Source organism: Streptomyces humidus, from assembly GCF_014649655.1.
Lineage (GTDB): Bacteria > Actinomycetota > Actinomycetes > Streptomycetales > Streptomycetaceae > Streptomyces > Streptomyces humidus.
Genome location: NZ_BMTL01000003.1, coordinates 109,894 through 130,388, shown reverse-complemented (window position 1 = coordinate 130,388; position 20,495 = coordinate 109,894). Strand labels below are relative to the sequence as shown.

The 20,495-nt window shown below is 69.1% G+C and carries 16 protein-coding genes and 1 tRNA gene; 4 read left to right on the top strand and 13 right to left on the bottom strand.

What is annotated here, in order from left to right; all coding sequences use genetic code 11:
- Positions 1-119: 119 nt before the first annotated feature.
- Positions 120-1,931, bottom strand: a complete 1,812-nt coding sequence (locus tag IE239_RS04020) for a bifunctional metallophosphatase/5'-nucleotidase (protein WP_190147836.1) — start codon at positions 1,929-1,931, stop codon at positions 120-122.
- 473 nt (positions 1,932-2,404) lie between these two features.
- On the opposite strand from IE239_RS04020, the gene pyk reads away from it, so the two are divergent.
- Positions 2,405-3,841, top strand: coding sequence for a pyruvate kinase (pyk, locus tag IE239_RS04015; protein ID WP_190147835.1), 1,437 nt, complete (start codon positions 2,405-2,407; stop codon positions 3,839-3,841).
- Between the two features lie 3 nt (positions 3,842-3,844).
- On the opposite strand, the gene IE239_RS04010 is transcribed toward pyk, so the two are convergent.
- Positions 3,845-4,630 (bottom strand): helix-turn-helix domain-containing protein, encoded by a 786-nt coding sequence (locus tag IE239_RS04010; protein WP_190147834.1) that lies wholly within the window; start codon positions 4,628-4,630, stop codon positions 3,845-3,847.
- Between the two features lie 106 nt (positions 4,631-4,736).
- Positions 4,737-4,811, bottom strand: a tRNA-Leu gene (locus tag IE239_RS04005).
- A gap of 99 nt (positions 4,812-4,910) precedes the next feature.
- Between IE239_RS04005 and IE239_RS04000 the strand changes: the two genes are divergently transcribed.
- On the top strand, positions 4,911-5,567 hold the full coding sequence (locus IE239_RS04000) for an ANTAR domain-containing response regulator (protein ID WP_108999975.1): 657 nt from the start codon (positions 4,911-4,913) through the stop codon (positions 5,565-5,567).
- A gap of 74 nt (positions 5,568-5,641) precedes the next feature.
- On the opposite strand, the gene IE239_RS03995 is transcribed toward IE239_RS04000, so the two are convergent.
- The 9 genes from IE239_RS03995 to IE239_RS03955 form a co-directional block, all read right to left on the bottom strand.
- Positions 5,642-6,358, bottom strand: a complete 717-nt coding sequence (locus IE239_RS03995) for an ABC transporter ATP-binding protein (RefSeq protein WP_190147833.1) — start codon at positions 6,356-6,358, stop codon at positions 5,642-5,644.
- Positions 6,355-7,260, bottom strand: a complete 906-nt coding sequence (locus tag IE239_RS03990; protein WP_190147832.1) for an ABC transporter ATP-binding protein — start codon at positions 7,258-7,260, stop codon at positions 6,355-6,357. The genes IE239_RS03995 and IE239_RS03990 overlap by 4 nt, the downstream gene beginning before the upstream one ends.
- A 5-nt stretch (positions 7,261-7,265) precedes the next feature.
- Complete coding sequence (locus tag IE239_RS03985) at positions 7,266-9,092, bottom strand: branched-chain amino acid ABC transporter permease (RefSeq protein WP_190147831.1); 1,827 nt, start codon at positions 9,090-9,092, stop codon at positions 7,266-7,268.
- A gap of 5 nt (positions 9,093-9,097) precedes the next feature.
- Positions 9,098-10,030, bottom strand: a complete 933-nt coding sequence (locus IE239_RS03980; RefSeq protein WP_190147830.1) for a branched-chain amino acid ABC transporter permease — start codon at positions 10,028-10,030, stop codon at positions 9,098-9,100.
- Positions 10,031-10,137: 107 nt separating this feature from the next.
- On the bottom strand, positions 10,138-11,367 hold the full coding sequence (locus IE239_RS03975; protein ID WP_190147829.1) for a branched-chain amino acid ABC transporter substrate-binding protein: 1,230 nt from the start codon (positions 11,365-11,367) through the stop codon (positions 10,138-10,140).
- Positions 11,368-11,654: 287 nt separating this feature from the next.
- Entirely contained in the window at positions 11,655-12,284 is a 630-nt protein-coding gene (locus IE239_RS03970; RefSeq protein WP_190147828.1) for a Tat pathway signal sequence domain protein, read from the bottom strand.
- A complete protein-coding gene (locus tag IE239_RS03965; protein WP_229877785.1) occupies positions 12,281-12,709 on the bottom strand; it encodes a hypothetical protein in 429 nt (142 codons plus the stop codon). Before IE239_RS03965 ends, IE239_RS03970 begins: the two co-directional genes overlap by 4 nt.
- A 65-nt stretch (positions 12,710-12,774) precedes the next feature.
- Positions 12,775-13,242 (bottom strand): PaaI family thioesterase, encoded by a 468-nt coding sequence (locus IE239_RS03960; RefSeq protein WP_190147827.1) that lies wholly within the window; start codon positions 13,240-13,242, stop codon positions 12,775-12,777.
- Between the two features lie 49 nt (positions 13,243-13,291).
- On the bottom strand, positions 13,292-15,583 hold the full coding sequence (locus IE239_RS03955; protein WP_190147826.1) for an FdhF/YdeP family oxidoreductase: 2,292 nt from the start codon (positions 15,581-15,583) through the stop codon (positions 13,292-13,294).
- Between the two features lie 392 nt (positions 15,584-15,975).
- On the opposite strand from IE239_RS03955, the gene polA reads away from it, so the two are divergent.
- Positions 15,976-18,702, top strand: coding sequence for a DNA polymerase I (gene polA, locus IE239_RS03950; RefSeq protein ID WP_190147825.1), 2,727 nt, complete (start codon positions 15,976-15,978; stop codon positions 18,700-18,702).
- A gap of 341 nt (positions 18,703-19,043) precedes the next feature.
- Positions 19,044-19,532, top strand: a complete 489-nt coding sequence (locus IE239_RS03945; protein WP_190147824.1) for a hypothetical protein — start codon at positions 19,044-19,046, stop codon at positions 19,530-19,532.
- On the opposite strand, the gene IE239_RS03940 is transcribed toward IE239_RS03945, so the two are convergent.
- Positions 19,498-20,430 carry a DUF4184 family protein gene (locus IE239_RS03940; RefSeq protein WP_190147823.1) on the bottom strand — a complete coding sequence of 311 codons (933 nt, stop codon included), beginning with the start codon at positions 20,428-20,430 and terminating at the stop codon, positions 19,498-19,500. The genes IE239_RS03945 and IE239_RS03940 overlap by 35 nt on opposite strands.
- Between the last annotated feature and the right edge of the window lie 65 nt (positions 20,431-20,495).

Below are 20,495 nucleotides of genomic sequence, written 5' to 3'. Positions count from 1 at the left end.
GGCCCACAGACCCAGCCGACCGCCGACCGACGCGAAAAGGCGGTGCCCACACGGCGGCCGCCCCGACCACCGCACGAAACACCGCCCACCGCCCACCGTGCTACGCCACCGCGCAACCCCTAGAAAACCGGCGTACCGTCACGCGTCAACTTCCAGTCCACCGAGGCGAAATCCTTCGGATCCAGCACACCCTTCGCCGTCACCCACTCCGAAATCCGCGTACGGATCTCCGTCGACTCCGACCACAACTCCTGCGCCGACGCCACATACGGGAACGCCCCACCACCATTGGCCCGATAATTGTTCACCGCCAGCACGAACTGCTGCGCGTCATCCAACGCCACCCCGCCGAACGTCAGATTCCTGATCCGCGAACCCGCCGCCCGCGCGATGTCGATGTCGTACGACAACCCCGACACATAGTCGTAGTTGTAATCCGGCCGGTTGTTCGCGTTCGTCAGCTTCTCCACGTCCACCACCGCACCCACCGCCGTCTGCACGAAATACTCCGCCGAATACTCCAGATACGCCCGCACCTGCGCACCCGTCAGCAACTTCGCCACCAGCGTGTTGTCATACACATACAGACCCGACAGATCCCGGATCGTCACCTGACCCGCCGGAATCTCCGACGTCCGCGAGAACGGCGACGCCTGCGCGATCACCGGCAACGACGCATACGACGTACCCGCCAACGCCGCCTTGACGACGTCCTCCTGCACCTTCGTGATCAGATCGATGATCGGCGCGTCCTTGTACCGCGCCTCCACCGTCGTCAACGTCTCCGTCGCCGTACCCACCACCTGGTTGACGTAACCGACGACCTTCGCATGCTCGTCACTCAACAACTTCGTGATCTTCGGATCATCCGCAACGGTGTTCGAGTTAAGAACCCTCGACGACACCGACTCGACCGACCACCGCCCCTTCCCGAACACCAGCTCCACATCGAACACCGACAACCGCTCCGCATAAGCCAACGGCTCCGACAGCACCACCGTCTTCCCCGACTTCGCGTTGACGACCCTCAGCTCCGGAATCTCCACATGCGCATGCCCAACCAGAATCGCATCGATGTCCGGCACCTGCTGCGCCACCAGAGCCGCCGAATTCTCCACATACGGCAACTGATCACCGTACGACGACGTACCCGACGACCCCGAATGCGCCGACACGATCACCACATCCGCACCCAGCGACTTCAACCTCGGCACCCACTTCGCCGCCTGCTCCTCAAGACCCGGGAACGCCAGCTTCCCCTGCACGTACGCCTTGTCCCAGATCGCGATACCCGGATTCGTCAACCCGAGAACCGCCACCTTCACCGGCGGCGCGCCCTTCACACAGAACGTCTTCATCACATACGGCGCGAACGCCGGCCGCAACGTCTTCGCGTCCACCGCGTTCGCCCCGAGCAACGGGAACCGCAACTGCGACTCGAACTTACGCAGCGTCTCGATCCCGTAGTTGAACTCGTGATTGCCCAGCGCCGCCGCGTCATACCCGATCGCGTTCATCGCCTGCGCCATCGGATGCACCGGACCGCCCACAGCGGTGATCGGATCCACCTTCGCGTAGTAATACGTCAGCGGAGTCCCCTGGATCGTGTCACCCGCATCCAGCAGCAGCGTGTTCTCGCGCCCCTTCTCCGCCCGGATCCGGTTCACCAGCGTCGAGATACGCGCCAGACCCTGCGCGTTGCCCGCCGCGTCCTTGTACTCCGCGTCCTTGAAATAATCCCAGTTGAAGACATGACCATGCAGGTCCGTCGTCCCCATCACCGTCAGCGCGTACCGCTTCGCCCCCCGGCCCGGCCTCGCCCCCTGCCCGGCCGCGGCCTGCGCCGACGGAGCCGCCACCGCACCCGCGATCGCCACCCCCGCCCCGGTCACAGCGGACTTCTTCAGGAACTTCCGGCGGTTCAACGGCATGTCTCGTACTCCTCGGGGGAAGGGTCAATGACGCGCGTAGATTCTGACGCGGACACCACCGACCGCAACAGGTCCAAGAGGTTGCGATCTGGTGACCGGCACGGTCAACTCCGCCCAGGGAAAAGGGAAAGCCGTGACAAGGCGGGACGTATGACCACCCCGCCCGCAACCCCCCGTACGGCCCCCACGCCCCCGTCCTCGCCGTCCTCGCCGTCCACAACGAAGCCGAACTCGACACCCACCCCGGCATCGCCCCGCATCACCCTCACCGGTCCGCCGCCGCAACCCCGCACGACCCCCGACGGCCACGCCCGCACCTCCGAGCGGCCTCTCAAATTCACCCGTTCGAGAAAGTGCTCATCAGAGCGGCCCGCCGCACAACGTATAAGTTGTCAACAACCTTTCACCAAAAGGTTGTTGAGCGGCCATGTGCCGCCAAATCCCTACCCACCGGTAAGACATAAGCTCGAAACATGCGCCGAGCGAAAATCGTCTGCACCCTGGGCCCCGCCACCGACACATACGACCAGCTCAAAGCACTGGTCGACGCCGGAATGGACGTAGCCCGCTTCAACCTCAGCCACGGCACCCACGCCGAACACGAGGAGCGCTACCACCGCGTACGCAAGGCCTCCGACGAAACCGGCCGCAGCGTCGGCGTCCTCGCCGACCTTCAAGGCCCGAAGATCCGCCTCGGTCACTTCGCCCAGGGCCCTGTACTCCTCGAACGCGACGACCCCTTCACCATCACCGTCGAAGAAGGCATCGCAGGCGACGGCACACGCTGCGGCACCACTCACGCCGGCCTCGCCCAGGACGTCACCCCCGGCGAACGCATCCTCGTCGACGACGGCAAGGTCTGCCTGGAAGTCACCGGCGTCGACGGCCCACGCGTCCACACCCGCGTCATCGAAGGAGGCGTCGTCTCCGACCACAAGGGACTCAACCTCCCGGGCGTCGCCGTCTCCGTCCCCGCCCTCTCCAAAAAAGACGAAGAAGACCTCCGCTGGGCGCTGCGCACCGGGTTCGACGTCATCGCCCTCTCCTTCGTCCGCACCGGCCGCGACATCCTCGACGTCCACCGCATCATGGACGAGGAAGGCCGCCGCCTCCCCGTCATCGCCAAGATCGAGAAGCCACAGGCCGTCGAGAACATCGACGACATCGTCGCCGCCTTCGACGGCATCATGGTCGCCCGCGGAGACCTCGGCGTCGAGATGCCCCTCGAACAGGTCCCCATCGTCCAGAAACGCGCCATCAAGCTCGCCAAACGCAACGCCAAACCCGTGATCGTCGCCACCCAGATGCTCGACTCCATGATCGAGAACTCCCGCCCCACCAGGGCCGAGGCCAGCGACGTCGCCAACGCCGTCATCGACGGCACCGACGCCGTCATGCTCTCCGGCGAGACCAGCGTCGGCGCACACGCCGTCCAGACCGTCCGCACCATGGCGAAAATCGTCGAAGCCGCCGAGGAAGACCTCCTCGCCAAAGGCCTCCCCCCACTGACGGAAACCAACAAGCCCCGCACCCAGGGCGGCGCCGTAGCCCGCGCCGCCGCAGAGATCGGCGACTTCCTCGACGCGAAGTTCCTCGTCGCCTTCACCCAGAGCGGCGACACCGTCCGCCGCCTCTCCCGCTACCGCTCCCCGATCCCCCTCCTCGCCTTCACCCCCGAACCCGCGACCCGCTCCCAGCTGAACCTGACCTGGGGCGTCGAGACGTTCCTCGGCCCGGCGGCGGCCTCCACGGACGCGATGGTCGGCCAGGTGGACGAGCTGCTGCTGCGGTACGGCCGCTGCGAGAAGGGCGACGTCGTCGTGATCACCGCGGGCTCCCCGCCCGGCGTCGCGGGCTCGACGAACCTGGTCCGCGTCCACCACGTGGGCGAGGACGACGGCCCTGAGTAGGGCTCAGTACTTGGGGCCGATGTGGGCGTCGAGGAGGGCGACGTGTGTTTTCTTGGCGACGGAAATGTTGTAGGGGTTTCCGTTGCGGGTGCAGTGCGTCCACTCGATGCCCAGCGCGTCGCAGGTGTCGGTGAAGAGCTTCCTGATGTCGTCGGAGGCGTTGGTGAAGAAGTAGCGCGGGTACTCGTAGCGCTTGCGCTCACCGGCGATGACACGGGTGGTCCAGTTGGTGATACGGCACCCGTCGGAGTGGATGAGGCCCCGAACGAACTCCCAGGGGTGAGCGTGGACGATGGCCTCCTGCCAGGGCTCGAGGACGATGGGGCGCTCGTGCTTCTTGCCGGAACCATGCTGGGGGAATAGGCACCAGAGATGCCTGGAGGAGAGCTTTACCTCGTGGCAACCCTTCCTGCGGACTCGGCATACGGAGTTGCCCGGGAAGACCGATCGCATGGCTTGCTCACACTGGTCCATCAACCCTGGATGCGCATCGGCACAGAAAACGGACAGGCTGGGTACTCGCATACTGCGGTTCTGGACGATGTGGCCGTCGCCGAGATAAAGGCCCAGGAGATAGGAGTAGGCGAGGTTGTCCAGCTGCCCTTCGCACCTGGGGCACGGCGGTGGGACGCGTCCGGGACACTCGCCGCGCTTGGCGCGATCCATGTGCTTCCAATAGCTGACTGTTCCAAGAGGGATGCTCAACTGGCGAGCTACGTCAGCGTTTCGGGCTCCGTTACGAAGCAGCGTGACGGCCTTCTGTCGAACCTCGGTTCCATGAAAGTGCATACGAACACGTTGAGTGACCAGCGATCACTGTGTACAGCAAAAAGCGGAGGATCACGCGAACGTGATCCTCCGCTTGCCAAGATCGAACTTGGAACTGAAGGAAAAGTGCCCCGGGTCGGACTCGAACCGACACTGTATGGGTTTTGAATCCATTGCCTGCTGCCAATTGGGCTACCGGGGCTCGCAGAATCAAAGGTTTCCCCCGACCCTCCGCGCACCCACCTTACCGCAGCTAGGTAGGCTCTTGTCAGCAGTACCCGCCCCTGAACGAGGAGCCCCCGTGACCGCCCCCGAGTCGCCCCAGCCCGTAGACGCGCCCGACGACGACAAGTCGCACGTGCCTCCGCTGACGACCCGTGTCGTCATCGCCGAGGACGAGGCGCTGATCCGCCTCGACCTCAAGGAGATGCTGGAGGAGGAGGGCTACAGCGTCGTCGGCGAGGCCGGTGACGGTGAGCAGGCCGTCGAGCTCGCCCGGGAGCACAAGCCGGACCTGGTGATCCTGGACGTGAAGATGCCGAAGCTCGATGGCATCTCCGCCGCCGAGAAGATCGCCGAGGAGCGCATCGCGCCCGTCCTGATGCTGACCGCGTTCTCGCAGCGCGACCTCGTCGAGCGGGCGCGGGACGCGGGCGCGATGGCGTACCTGGTGAAGCCGTTCAGCAAGAGTGACGTCGTCCCGGCGATCGAGATGGCGGTCTCGCGTTTCACGGAGCTGCGGGAGCTGGAGAACGAGGTCGCGGATCTGACGTTGCGGCTGGAGACCCGCAAGCTGGTGGACCGGGCGAAGTCGATTCTCCAGACGGAGTACGGGCTGACGGAGCCGGCGGCGTTCCGGTGGATTCAGAAGACGTCGATGGATCGGCGGATGTCGATGCAGCAGGTGGCGGAGGCGGTCATTCAGGATGCCGAGGAGAAGAAGGCGAACAAGGGCTGACCGCGGATTCTCCACGTACGACGAGGCCCGCGCCCGGAGAAGGGGCGCGGGCCTCGTCGTGTGAGGGGGGTGGGTCAGTCCTCGCCGAGGTAGGCCTTGCGGACGGACTCGTCGTGGAGGAGGTCCTGGCCGGTGCCGGACAGGACGATCTTGCCGATCTCCATGACGTGGCCGTGGTCGGCGAGCGAGAGGGCGGCCTGGGCGTTCTGCTCGATGAGCAGGATGGTCATGCCCTGGGACTTCAGTTCGGCGATGGTGGCCATGATCTTCTGCATCATGATGGGGGAGAGGCCCATGGAGGGCTCGTCCAGCATGAGCAGTTTGGGCTGGGACATGAGGGCGCGGCCCATGGCGAGCATCTGCTGTTCGCCGCCGGAGAGGGTGCCTGCGGCCTGCTTGCGGCGCTCTCCGAGGATGGGGAAGAGGTCGTAGGCGCGCTGGATGTCCTTCTCGATGCCTGCCTTGTCGCTGCGGAGGAAGGCTCCGAGGCGGAGGTTGTCCTCGATCGTCATGCGGGGGAAGATGTGCCGGCCCTCGGGGGAGTGGGCGAGGCCTTGCGAGACGATGTTGTGGGCGGGGATCTTCTTCAGCGATTTGCCGTTGAATTTGATCTGGCCGCCGACGGGCTTGAGGAGTCCGGAGAGGGTGCGCAGGGTGGTCGTCTTGCCGGCGCCGTTGGTGCCGATGAGGGTGACGACTTCGCCGGCTTCGACCTTGAACGAGATGCCTTTGACGGCTTCGATCTTGCCGTAGGCGACCCGGAGGTCCTCGACTTCGAGCAGTGCGGTCATCGGTCGTTCTCCTTGCCGGGCGCGGCGTCCGTCGTGGTGTCGGCGCTGTCGGCGTGTGCTTCGGCGGCCTCGACCTCGGCGAGTTCTTCGTCGCCGGGGGCGTTCTCGAAGGGTTCGCCGAGGTAGGCGGCGACGACGCGTTCGTCGCCCTGGACGGTGGCGCTGTCGCCTTCGACGAGTTTTTCGCCTTGGACGAGGACGGCGACGCGGTCGCAGAGGTTGAAGATGAAGCGCATGTCGTGCTCGATGACGAGGACGGCGATGCCCTTGTCGCGGATGGCGAAGACGAGTTCTTCGGTGGCGCGGGTTTCCTGGGGGTTCATGCCGGCGGTGGGCTCGTCGAGGAGGAGGAGGCCGGGTTCGCTGGCGAGGGCGCGGGCGATCTCCAGCTTGCGCTGTTCGCCGTAGGGGAGGTTGCGGGCGAGGTGGTCGGCCTTCTGCTCCAGTCCGATGAACTCCAGGAGTTCCATGGCGCGTTCGCGGGAGGCGGCTTCGGCCTTGTGGAAGGCGGGGAGGCGCAGGACGGCTGACCAGAAGCCTTCTTTGGTGCGGGTGTGGCGGCCGACGAGGACGTTTTCCAGGACTGTCATGTTGCCGAAGAGGCGGATGTTCTGGAAGGTGCGGGCGATGCCGGCGGCCGTGACCTTGAAGGATTTGGGCGGGAGGACTTTGTCCTTGTAGCGGACTTCGCCTTCGGTGGGGATGTAGAGGCCGGTGAGGCAGTTGAAGAAGGTGGTTTTGCCGGCGCCGTTGGGGCCGATGAGGCCGACGATTTCTCCGGCGTTGACGTGGAGGTCGACGTCGCGGACGGCGGTGAGGCCGCCGAAGCGCATGGTGACGCCGCGGGCGTCGAGGACCCTTTCGCCGGTGGGGGCGACCGTGGTGGTGGTGTCGGTGGTCATGGTGGTCAGGCCCCTGCCTTCGTCAGGACGGTGGGAGCTTCCGCGTCCTCGTGGAACTCGAGCTGACGTCGCCGGTTGGGGATGAGGCCCTCCGGGCGGAAGCGCATCAGCAGGATGAGGGCGAGGCCGAAGGCGAAGAGCTGGTAGTCGCCGAGGAACTGGAGCTTGTTGGGGATGAGGAAGAGGAGTGCGGCGCCGATGAGGGGGCCGCTGATGGTGCCCATGCCGCCGAGGACGACTGCGGCGAGGAGGAAGGCGGAGTTGGGCGGGATGGGGCCGGCGAAGAGGTATTGCTCGGGGGTCACGGTGTAGGTGACGTGGGCCTGGACGGTGCCGGCGAGTCCGGCGAGGGAGGCGCCGACGGCGAAGGCGATGAGTTTGACGCGGAAGCCGTTGATGCCCATGGCGAGGGCGGCGGTCTCGTCTTCGCGGATGGCGACCCATGCGCGGCCGATGCGGGAGTCGCCGCTGCGTCGGAAGACGAGGACGACGATGGCCGTGATGATGAGCATCAGGAAGAAGTAGTTGGCGAATCGGCCGATGGTGAATCCGGCGATGGCGTGTTCGGCTCCGAAGTCGAACCCGAGGATGTTGAGGTTCGGGATGGAGGAGATGCCGTTGGAGCCGTTGGTGATGTCGGGTCCGGAGGTGCCGTCGAGGTTGTTGGCGGTGATGCGGAAGATCTCTCCGAAGCCGAGGGTGACGATGGCGAGGTAGTCGCCGCGCAGTCGCAGGGTGGGGGCGCCGATGAGGACGCCGAAGACGAGGGAGGCTGCGGCGCCGACGAGGACGGCGGCCCAGAAGGGGAAGTGCACGTGGAAGGGGGAGCTGGGGGAGCCGGAGACCATGGCGGCGGCGTAGGCGCCGACGCCGAGGAAGGCGACGTAGCCGAGGTCGAGGAGGCCTGCGAGGCCGACGACGATGTTGAGGCCGAGGGCGACGGTGCCGAAGATGAGGATGTAGACGCCGACGGTGGCGTACTGGTCGTCGGTCTGGGTGAAGGGGAACATCGCGGCTGCGACGAAGGCGCCGCAGATGGTGATGTTCTGGTGGCGTGCGGTGATCTGGCTGGCTTGGTTGACGAGGCCGGACTTGTTGAGCGCGGCGAAGCCGAAGCCTGCTGTGATGAGGAAGCCGATGAAGAGTTCGTCGTACTCGGTGCCGATGCCGTAGGTGAAGACGGTGAGGCCGAGGCCGAGGATGGCGACGATGATGAGGATCTCGGCGTAGGAGGGGAGGGTGCCGATGGGGCGGGCGGTGCCGCTGGAGAAGGCTGCCTTGCCGGTGTCGCGGAGGGTGCGCAGGCGGTGGCGGGCCAGTTCCCAGCCGGTGTCGTCCGGGTCGTGGGGTTCGGGTTCGGGGCGTTCGAAGGGGAGGGCGAGGGCGCCGAGGAGTGCGGCGAGTGCGGCGAGGGCGGCGATGAAGCCGCCGGGCTCGAGGTTGACGATGCCGCCGAGGTCGACGGTGATCGCGATGATCGTGTACCAGACGGTGGCGAAGGCGGCGAGGGCGGCGAACTTGAGTGCGCCGTCGGCGCCGGCGGGGGTGAGCCAGCCGAGGCCCTTGACTCCGTAGGAGGAGAGGCCGAAGAGGGTGGTGAGGGCGCCGCCGATGAGGGCGAGGACCTGGAGGCCGCCGGGGTAGCCGTAGACGGTGAGGTCGCCGGGGAAGGCGGCTGTCCAGGTCCAGGCGAGGAAGGTGGAGATGATGGTGAGGGCGCCGCCGCCGGTGGCGAGGGCGCGGCCGGCCTGGGCGGGGATGCCGATGAGGCCGGTGGGTGCGCCGGTGGTGGGGGTGCTGGGGGTGTCGGCTGTGGTGGTCTGTGTGGTCATCGGTGTCACGCCCTGTCCGCGACGCGTTCGCCGAGCAGGCCTTGTGGCCTGAACAGCAGTACGAGGATGAGAAGTACGAAGGCCCAGACGTCGGCCCAGGACTGGCTGCCGAACTTGTCCATGCCGGGGATGTCGGCGATGTAGGCGGTGGCGAGTGTTTCGGCGATGCCGAGGACGACGCCGCCGATCATGGCGCCGTAGATGTTGCCGATGCCGCCGAGGACTGCCGCGGTGAAGGCCTTGAGTCCGAGGATGAAGCCCATGCGGTAGTCGATCTGGCCGTACTTCAGGCCGTAGGCGACGCCGCCGATGGCGGCGAAGGCGGCGCCGAGGGCGAAGGCGATCACGATGATGCGGTCGGTGTTGACACCCATGAGCTTGGCGGTGTCGGGGTCTTGGGCGGTGGCCTGCATGCCGCGTCCGGTGCGGGTCTTCATGACGAAGTAGGCGAGGACGGCCATGCTGATGGGGGCGGCGACGAGGAGGAACACGTCGCCGGTCTGGATGGTGACGTCGCCGATGTGGAAGGGGCCGCCGTCGATCTGGGGGAAGGTGCGGGCCGACTTCGCTTCGGGGTACCAGGCCCAGACCGCTTGCTGGAGGGCGAGGGAGAGGCCGATGGCGGTGATGAGGGGGGCGAGGCGGGGTGCGCCGCGCAGGGGGCGGTAGGCGAACCGTTCCGCTCCGATGGCGACGAGGACGGCGACGAGGATGGCGCCGATGAGCATGAGTGGCAGGGCTATCCACATGGTGGTGCCGCTGGGGACCACCCAGAGGTAGACGGAGAGTGCCCCGAAGGCGCCCGTCATGAAGATCTCGCCGTGGGCGAAGTTGATGAGCTGGACGATGCCGTAGACCATTGTGTAGCCAATGGCGACGAGCCCGTACATGGATCCCAGTAGCAGGCCGTTGACCAGCTGCTGCGGCAGTTCGTTCACCGCATGTCCTCCGAGACGTTCGGATGATTTCGACGGATGTGTCCGGATGTGGGTCCGCGCGGGGCGCCAGTGGAACAGCGCCCCGCGCGGCTCGTGACGCGGGTGGGTCAGCCGGAGTAGGTGCCGGACTTGACCGGCTTCCAGGTGCCGTTCTCGACGGCGTACACGGTGAGCTGCTTGTTGGTGGCGTCACCGAACTCGTCGAAGGAAACCTTGCCGGTCACGCCGTCGAAGGAGACGTTCTGCATGGCGGCGGTGACCTTGGCGCGGGCGTCGTCGGGAAGCTTGCCGCCGTTGTCGTCGACGACCTTCTTGACGGCTTCGATGATCGCCCAGGCCGAGTCGTAGGAGTAGCCGCCGTAGGCCTCGTAGGCCTCCTTGTAGCCGCCGTTCTTGTAGTTGGCCACGAACTCCTTGGCGGAGGGGAGCTGCTCGACCGGTGCGCCGACCGAGGTGGCGAGGTCGCCGGTGGCGGAGGCGCCGGCCAGCTTGATGAAGTCGGCGCTGTAGATGCCGTCGCCGCCGACGACGGGGATCTTGGCGCCGGCGGCCTTGATCTGCTTGCTGAGGGGGCCGGCCTGCGGGTATTCGCCGCCGTAGTAGACGACGTCGGCGCCGGAGTTCTTGACCTTGGTGGCGATGGCCGAGAAGTCCTTGCTGTCCGGGTTGATGTGCTCGGTGCCCGCCACCGCGCCGCCGAGCTTCTTGAACTCCGCGGTGAAGGTTCCGGCCAGGCCGGCGCCGTAGGTCTTCTTGTCGTCGATGACGAAGACCTTCTTCTTCTTGGCGTCGTTGATGAGGTACTGGGCGGCGAAGGGGCCCTGGATGGCGTCCGTGGTGGCGGTGCGGAAGTACGACTTGTAGACGCGCTTCTTGGAGGTCGCCCAGTCGGTGCCCTGGGTGAGTGCCGGGTTGGTGTTGGCCGGGGAGACCTCGACCAGCTTGGCGTCGTCGAAGACCTTCTGCATCGACTCGGCGACGGAGGAGTTCAGCGGGCCGACGACGCCGAGGACGGTTTTGTCGGCGACGAGCTTGGTGGCGTTCTGCTGGCCCGAGGAGGGCTGCGCCTGGTCGTCGAGCGCCTGGATCTTGAACGTGACGCCGTCGACGAGCTTCTGCTTGTTGGCCGTCTTGGCGGCGAGGTCGACGGAGTTCTTGATGCCGAGGCCCAGCGCGGACAGGTCACCGGTCAGCGGGGCGTCGACGCCGATGGTGACGGTGGTGCCGCCGCCGGAGTCGGAACCCTTGTCGTCGCTGTTACGCGAACCGCAGGCGGTGAGGGTGAGAGCTCCCGCGGACAGCGCGGCGGTAATGGCGATGAGTGAACGTTGACGCACGTTCCAGTCCTTTCCCTGGGCGGCTCTCCCCGCTGGAAGAGGCCGAGTCGAGCGCTGGGGTGGAGGGGTATTCCAGCAGCGCGGTGACTGGGCGTGACTCTAAGCGGGTGGAGGGAACGTGGAGGAGGGTCTGACGAAGGCTGTGACGCTCTTGTTATGACACGAGGTAATGCAGAGCGGTACTTGGTGGGTGGAACAGTGGAATTCGGGCTGATTCGCCCTGTCCGCATGGTGAGAATGTGCAGGACGACCCTGGTGGTGGTCAGGTGTCTCAGGTGTTTTGGTGATTACGGGAAATCGTTGCTGCAGGCGACCTGTAGGGCGTGGGAGAGGTCGTGGGCATAGCGCGGACCCAGGATGAAACTCTGCACCTGTATTGCGCGCGCATTACGTAGAGTTACATCCATGAAAGGAAGCCCGGCGTCCCTCGGAACTTTTCCGCATTCCGTCACGTGCATGGTGACCACGATCTTGCGGGCCGCACCCGACTCGGTCCGGAACGGGGCCCGCGGGGCCGAGGTCAGCGAGAGGCCGTCGTACGGCTGGGTCACCCTGGTCACGGTGACCGCGGGCCCGGACTGGACGCCGAGCAGCACTTCGAAGGCGAAGGTGCGCGGGCGGGTGCCGGGCGGCACGTTGACCTCGCCGAGGTAACTGACGTCGACCGTCTGGGCGGGGTAAGGCAGTTCGGCGGTCGTGGGCGGGGTGGCGGGCGGACGGGTCGCGTACAGGTAGCCGCCGCCGGCGAGGAGGAGGACCGCGGCGAGGAGGGTGTGTACGGCGCGGCGATGGGCGGCGTAGAGGCGGGTGAGCGGCCGGGCGGCTGCGGTGGTGGCGAGAATCCCAGGGGTCCCGGGGTTGGTGAGGGGATGGTCCTGGGTGCCTTCGCCGGGCTCGACCGGGCCTATGGCGTTCACCGCCAGGGGCCTTTGCCGGGGTCGCCGGAGCGGTACCGGTCGGCGCAGCCCTGGCGGGCCTCACGGTCGATCAGCTTCTCTGCGGCTGCCGCTCCTTGCTGTCTCTTGGCGGTGCGCGCTGCGTCCAGGACGGCTCGCAGGATGTCGTACTGGCCGTTGGAGAGCCCCATGGACTGGTAGTCGCCGTAGGTGTCGCTGTCGAGCATTGCGCGCGACCAGCGGGCGATGATCTGGGTGCACAGCTCCTCGGGGGCGGTGGCCGCGGTGGAGGCGGCCGCCTCAGGGGCGGTGGGGGGCGCGGTGTCCGTGTGCCGGGGGGCCCGGTCGCAGGCGGTCGCCGTCGCCCCCGCGAGGGCCGCCGCGAGCAGGGCCGGTCCGAGCAGTCGTGCCGTCGCTCTCACCCCCGGGGCGCGTGCCGTCGTCATGCCCGTGACGCTAGGGCGTCGGGGCGGTGGTGGGCAACGGGGCCTGCCACAAACGGTGTTGAACCTCAGCCCTGGGCGGCGGGGGCGTCGCGCAGCAGGCAGGTGAGCCGGGCGGTGCACACGCGCCGGCCCTCCTCGTCGCTGATCACGATCTCGTACGTGGCGGTGGAGCGTCCTCGGTGCACGGGCGTGGCGACGCCGGTCACCAGGCCGGAGCGGGCGCCGCGGTGGTGGGTGCAGTTCAGGTCGACGCCGACGGCGATCTTGGTGCTGCCGCCGTGCAGCATCGAGCCGACCGAGCCGAGGGTCTCGGCGAGGACCGCGGAGGCGCCGCCGTGGAGCAGTCCGTAGGGCTGGGTGTTGCCTTCGACGGGCATGGTGCCCACGACGCGGTCCGCGGAGGCCTCGACGATCTGCACGCCCATGCGGGTGCCGAGGTGCCCGGCGGAGAACAGGGCTGCGATGTCGATGCCGAGGGCGGCGTACTCGTCGATGACCTCTTGCGGGAACTTCACGTACTGCTGCTCGCCCATGGGGTCCTGCTCCGTTCGTCGATCACATCCGGCATCGCTGAGCAAACGCTCAGTCGGTGGCCGATTGTTCCAGACGGACCACGACGGACTTGCTGGCCGGGGTGTTGCTGACGTCGGCGGTGGCGTCCAGCGGTACCAGGACGTTGGTCTCCGGGTAGTAGGCGGCGGCGCAGCCGCGCGTGGTCGGGTACAGCACGACCCGGAAGCCGGGCGCCCGCCGCTCCACGCCGTCCTCCCACTCGCTCACCAGGTCCACGTAGGAGCCCTCGGCGAGCCCGAGGGCGTGCGCGTCCTCGGCGTTGACCAGGACGACCCGGCGGCCGTTCCTGATGCCGCGGTAGCGGTCGTCGAGGCCGTAGATGGTGGTGTTGTACTGGTCGTGCGAGCGCAGAGTCTGCAGCAGCAGGCGGCCCTCGGGCAGCTTCGGGTACTCGACCGGAGCGGCGGTGAAGTTGGCCTTGCCGGTGGCCGTGGGGAAGCGGCGCTCGTCGCGTGGGGCGTGCGGGAGGGTGAAGCCGCCGGGGCGGCCGTCGGAGTCCGTCACGCGCGCGTTGAAGTCCTCGAAGCCGGGGATCACGCGGGCGATGCGGTCGCGGATCGTCGCGTAGTCCTTCTCGAACTCCTCCCAGGGTGTCGCGCTGTTCTCGCCCAGCACCCGGCGGGCGAGCCGGCACACGATGGCCGGCTCGGACAGCAGGTGCGTGCTCGCGGGCGCGAGCCGGCCCCGGGAGGCGTGCACCATGCCCATGGAGTCCTCCACGGTCACGAACTGCTCGCCGCCGCCCTGCACGTCTCGCTCGGTGCGTCCGAGGGTGGGCAGGATGAGGGCGCGCGCGCCGGTGACGACGTGCGAGCGGTTCAGCTTGGTCGACACGTGCACGGTCAGGCGGGCGCGCCGCATGGCGGCCTCGGTGACGTCGGTGTCGGGGGAGGCCGAGACGAAGTTGCCGCCCATGGCGAAGAACAGCTTCGCCTCGCCGTCGCGCAGCGCGCGGATGGCGCGCACCACGTCGTAGCCGTGGGCGCGTGGCGGCGCGAAGCCGAACTCCTTCTCCAGGGCGTCCAGGAAGGCCGGTGCGGGCCGTTCGAAGATGCCCATGGTGCGGTCGCCCTGGACGTTGGAGTGGCCGCGCACCGGGCACACGCCCGCGCCCGGGCGGCCGATGTTCCCGCGCAGCAGGAGGAAGTTGACGACTTCGCGGATGGTGGGCACGGAGTGCTTGTGCTGGGTGAGGCCCATGGCCCAGCAGACGATGGTGCGCCGTGAGGCGAGCACCATGCGCAGGGTTTCCTCGATCTGCGCGCGGGTGAGGCCGGTCGCGGTGAGCGTCTCGTCCCAGTCGGCGGCGCGCGCGGCTTCGGCGAACTCCTCGAAGCCGTGGGTGTGTTCGGCGATGAACGCCTCGTCGAGCGCGCCTTCGGTGTCCAGGACGAGCTTGTTGAGGAGGCGGAAGAGCGCCTGGTCGCCGCCGATGCGGATCTGCAGGAACAGGTCGGTGAGTGCGGCGCCCTTGACCATGCCCTGCGGGGTCTGCGGGTTCTTGAAGCGTTCCAGGCCCGCCTCGGGCAGCGGATTGACGCTGATGATCTTCGCGCCGCCCGCCTTGGCCTTCTCCAGGGCGGAGAGCATGCGGGGGTGGTTGGTGCCCGGGTTCTGTCCGGCGACGATGATGAGGTCGGCCCTGTAGAGGTCCTCCAGCAGGACGCTGCCCTTGCCGATGCCGATGGTCTCGGACAGGGCCGAGCCGGAGGACTCGTGGCACATGTTGGAGCAGTCCGGCAGGTTGTTCGTGCCGAGTTCGCGGGCGAACAGCTGGTAGAGGAACGCGGCCTCGTTGCTGGTGCGGCCCGAGGTGTAGAAGACGGCCTCGTCGGGGGAGGCGAGGGCGGCCGTCTCCTCGGCGATGATGTCGAAGGCGCGCTCCCAGCTGACCGGCTCGTAGCGCTCGGCTCCTTCGGGCAGGTACATGGGGTGGGTGAGCCGGCCCTGCTGGCCCAGCCAGTAGCCGCTGCGGCCGGCGAGGTCGGCGACGGTGTGCGCGGCGAAGAACTCGGGGGTGACCCGTCGTAGCGTCGCTTCCTCGGCGACCGCCTTCGCGCCGTTCTCACAGAATTCCGCGGTGTGCCGGTGCTCGGGCTCGGGCCACGCGCAGCCCGGGCAGTCGAAGCCGTCCTTCTGGTTGACGCGCAGCAGAGTCAGCGCGGTGCGCTTCACGCCCATCTGCTGCGTGGCGATGCGCAGGGAGTGCCCGACGGCCGGCAGGCCCGCTGCCGCGTGCTGGGGCTGGGCGACCCGCGGGGCGTCCTGGATCGGATCAGCTGTGGGCGGCTTCGATGCCATCGCGCGCTCTCCTTCGACCTGCCGTGTGGCCCGTGCCCCGTGTGCCTGGTGCCTGTGTGTCGTCCGGTGGGCTTGGCGCGCGTCCCCCGGGCGCGCCGCCCGGGGGGATTGTCCCACGCGGCCCGACAACGACCCCGTGTGGTGCTGCTCACGGACGCGGGCGGGGTCCACGGGCGGGGGATGCGGGGCCGGGGGAGGCGTGCGCGGGGCGTGGGGAGCCGGGGAGCCGGGGGTGCGGGGCTGTGGCGGGGGCGGAGAGCCGGGGGGTGCGGGGGCTGGGGCGGGGGCGGGGGTTCGGGCCGGGGCGCGCACGGGGCCGGGGGTCCCTTCGCGGGTCCGGCGGTGGCGGCGGCCGGAGTCGAGTGTCAGTGGGGCGTGGCAGGATCGGGGGCGTGGCAGAGACAGCAGCGAAGAAGACCGACACCCCCACCGGCGCAAACCGCCCGCGCCTGATGCTCATGGACGGGCACTCGCTGGCGTACCGCGCGTTCTTCGCGCTGCCCGCGGAGAACTTCACCACCGCGACGGGTCAGCCGACGAACGCGATCTACGGTTTCGCGTCGATGCTCGCCAACACGTTGCGTGACGAGTCGCCCACGCACTTCGCGGTCGCCTTCGACGTCTCCCGCAAGACGTGGCGCTCGGAGGAGTTCACCGAGTACAAGGCCAACCGCTCCAAGACGCCCGACGAGTTCAAGGGGCAGGTCGAGCTGATCGGCGAGCTGCTCGACGCGATGCACGTCTCGCGGTTCGCGGTGGACGGCTTCGAGGCCGACGACGTCATCGCCACGCTCGCCACCCAGGCCGAGGCCGCCGGCTTCGAGGTCCTGATCGTCACCGGCGACCGCGACTCCTTCCAGCTGGTGTCCGAGCACACCACGGTCCTGTATCCGACGAAGGGCGTCTCGGAGCTGACGCGGTTCACCCCGGAGAAGGTCTTCGAGAAGTACGCGTTGACGCCCGCGCAGTATCCCGACTTCGCGGCGCTGCGCGGCGACCCGTCCGACAACCTGCCCGGCATCCCGGGCGTCGGCGAGAAGACCGCCGCGAAGTGGATCAACCAGTTCGGTTCGTTCGCGGAGCTCGTCGAGCGCGTCGAGGAGGTCAAGGGCAAGGCCGGGCAGAACCTGCGGGACCACCTGGAGGCCGTCAAGCTGAACCGTCGCCTCACCGAGATGGTCCGGGACGTCGAGCTGCCCAAGGCGGTGGCCGAACTGGAGCGCGCCCCCTACGACCGCACGGCCGTCGCGATGGTCCTGGACACCCTGGAGATCAGGAACCCCTCGCTGCGCGAGCGGCTGTTCGCCGTCGACCCCGGCGGCGAGGAGGCCGAGGCGACCCCGGTGCTCACCGCCGGCGTGGAGCTGGACGGCACGGTGCTGGGCACCGGCGAGCTGGCCGGCTGGCTCGCCGAGCACGGCACGCAGACCCTGGGTGTGGCCACCGTCGACACCTGGGCGCTGGGCACGGGCTCGGTCGCCGAGGTGGCGCTCGCCGCGGCCGGTGGAGCCGCCGCCTGGTTCGACCCGGCGGAGCTGGACGAGAGCGACGACAGCGCGTGGGCGGCCTGGCTCGCCGCCGGGGAACGCCCCAAGGTGCTGCACGACGCCAAGGGCGCCATGCGCGTCTTCGCCGAGCACGGCTGGTCGGTCGGCGGCATCCTCATGGACACCGCGCTCGCCGCCTACCTGGTCAAGCCCGGCCGTCGCTCCTTCGACCTGGACGCGCTGTCCCTGGAGTACCTGGGCCGCGAGCTGGCCCCCGCCGCCACGGCCGACGGCCAGCTCGCCTTCGGCGCGGACGACGGCGCGGAAGCCGAGGCGCTCATGGTGCAGGCCCGCACGATCGTCGACCTCGGGGAGGCTTTCGGCGGCCGGCTGGAGGAGGTCGGAGCGGCCGACCTGCTGCGCGACATGGAACTGCCCACCTCCACCCTCCTGGCCCGCATGGAGCGCCATGGCATCGCGGCCGACCGCGCCCACCTGGAGGCCATGGAGCAGATGTTCGCCGGCGCCGTCCAGCAGGCCGTGAAGGAGGCGCACGCCGCGGCCGGGCACGAGTTCAACCTGGGCTCGCCCAAGCAGCTCCAGGAAGTCCTCTTCGGCGAGCTGGGCCTGCCGAAGACGAAGAAGACCAAGACCGGCTACACCACCGACGCCGACGCCCTGGCCTGGCTCGCGGGGCAGACGGAGAACGAGCTGCCGGTCGTCATGCTCCGCCACCGCGAGCAGGCGAAGCTGCGCGTCACCGTCGAAGGCCTGATCAAGGCGATCGCCGCCGACGGCCGCATCCACACCACCTTCAACCAGACGGTCGCCGCGACCGGCCGGCTGTCCTCCACGGATCCCAACCTGCAGAACATCCCCGTCCGCACGGACGAGGGCCGGGCCATCCGCCGCGGCTTCGTCGTCGGCGAGGGCTTCGAATCGCTGATGACGGCCGACTACAGCCAGATCGAACTGCGCGTCATGGCCCACCTCTCGGAGGACGCCGGCCTCATCGAGGCGTTCACCTCCGGCGAGGACCTGCACACCACGGCCGCCTCCCAGGTGTTCGGCGTCGAGCCCGGCGCGGTGGACGCGGAGATGCGCCGCAAGATCAAGGCCATGTCCTACGGACTGGCGTACGGGCTGTCGGCGTTCGGCCTGTCCCAGCAGCTGAACATCGACGCGGGCGAGGCCCGTGCCCTGATGGACGCCTATTTCGAGCGCTTCGGCGGCGTGCGGGACTATCTGCGCCGCGCCGTCGACGAGGCACGGGCGACGGGCTACACGGCGACGCTGTTCGGCCGCCGCCGCTATCTGCCCGACCTCAACAGCGACAACCGCCAGCGCCGTGAGGCGGCCGAGCGCATGGCTCTCAACGCGCCGATCCAGGGCACCGCCGCCGACATCGTCAAGATCGCCATGCTCAAGGTGGACGGCGCACTGCGCGCGGCGGACCTCACCTCCCGCATGCTGCTCCAGGTCCACGACGAAATCGTCCTGGAGATCGCCCCCGGCGAGCGGGCGGCCGTGGAGGAGCTGGTCCGCCGCGAGATGGCCGGCGCCGTCCACCTCAGGGCCCCGCTGGACGTCTCGGTGGGCGCCGGAGCGGACTGGGAGTCGGCCGCGCACTAGTGGCCGTGCTGTCCGGGGCGGTTGCGGACGGCTGTGCTGTCGGGGGCGGTTGCGGACGGGCGAGCCGGATCTCGGCTGAGGGTCTCGCACAGGTGAGGGGTCCGGTCCGCGCGCGGGCAGGATCCCTGCCCCTTCCCGTCCCTCCGGCGCAGCCGCCGCCCGCGGCGACCGCATCCCGGTCCGCTCCACCCCGGCCCGCAGCCCGGCCCGTACTTGCGGGTGAGGGCGGTGGGCGCGGCCCGCCGCTCCATCCGTCACCGCCGGTCATCCCCCGAAGGGCCCTCACCCGCGTGGCCGCCGAGAACAGGCCCCCGGCCGTCGCCGCCCACCAGGATGCGGCCATGGGTATACGCATGCTTCACCGCCGCAAGGCCCACGCACGCGTTCACGCCACGGCCGCCGCCGGCACCCGGGCCGAACCCGGCGCGGCGCCCTGGAGGCGTCCACGCCCCGCTCTCGCGCCCCGCGCCGCCACCCCTCAGATCCCCAGAGCGCCCGCCACGGGCCTGCGCACAGCCGCGAGGGTCCTGCGCACCGCCGGGCGCCTGCGCCGCACGGCCCCGGCCCGGCTCGTCCCCGCGCGACTGCTCCCGCTCGTCCGGCGGACCGTGCCGCGGGGCGCCGTCCGGCATCCGTGGGCCGAGGCGGTGCGCCGCCGGCCGACGCTCGGCTTCGGAGCACTGGGAGCCCTGGGAGCACTCGGCGTCCTGGGCGTCCTGGGCGTCCTGGGCCGGCTTCTCGGGTCCCGCGGGATCCGCCGCGTTCCGGTGGTGCGCGTCGCGACCGCGCAGTCGCTCACCGCACGTCCGGACGGCCCCGTCGCACACTGACCGCGCCCGCCCCCGCGTCCGCCTGCGCACCCGTCGTCGTCCTCATCGCCGTCCCCGCAGCCGTCCCCGCGTCCGGCCGTTCCTCATACCCGCTCCGGGCGGCCGGCCGCCACAGCCGCACGCCGACGGCGTACAGCAGCACGCCCAGCACCAGCCCCGCGCCCGCACCGAAGCACAGCGTCGGTACGAGCTCCCACGGCTTCGCGTCGCGCGCGCCCCAGTACTCCCACCACCGCGTCGCCCGCCGCGCCGCGGCGACCAGCGCACATCCGCCGATCAGGGCGCCCGCCCGCCACCGGTCCCCTGCCGAGAGCACCGCCACCCCCTCCGGTTCGCCGCCTGGCGTCCGGCGCAGCGCGTGGGCGACGAACACCGCGATCACGACCGCGGCCACGGCCGAACCCCCGTACTGCAGATACCAGTACAGCGGCGAGCCGGCGATCTGCTCGCCCAGGACGGGGAAGAGACGCATGCCCCAGCGGTCGAGGTGCGTGAACGCGTCCCACACCACGTGCGTCAGCGAGCCCAGCGCCGCGGAGAGGTACCACCGCAGGAGGAGCGGGGGCCGCACCCGCGCGCGTGGCGCCCCACAACGCGTCAGGGCGGCCAACGGGCCCTGCCGGCCGCGTGGCAGCAGCGCGACCAGCGGCTCGCGCACCAGCAGCCAGAGTCCCACCAGCGCCCAGGCGGTCACCACGTCGACCGTGAACACACCGGCGAAGGAGTGCGTGACGTCCCCGAACTCCATGGCCTCGGGCCGGACGCTCGCCGCGTAGTAGGTCATGTCCGGAGCGAACGACCCGGCCACGAGGGCGGCCGGCACCAGCCGCCCCCGGCCGGATCCGTCGGCGCGCACGGCGGGCAGCACGGCTGCGGCATGACTCAGCGTGAACGGCAACGGTGCTCCCGGGGGCGGACGTCGAGGACCCGAGCGGCCCGACGGTCGACGACGTCCAGTATGCG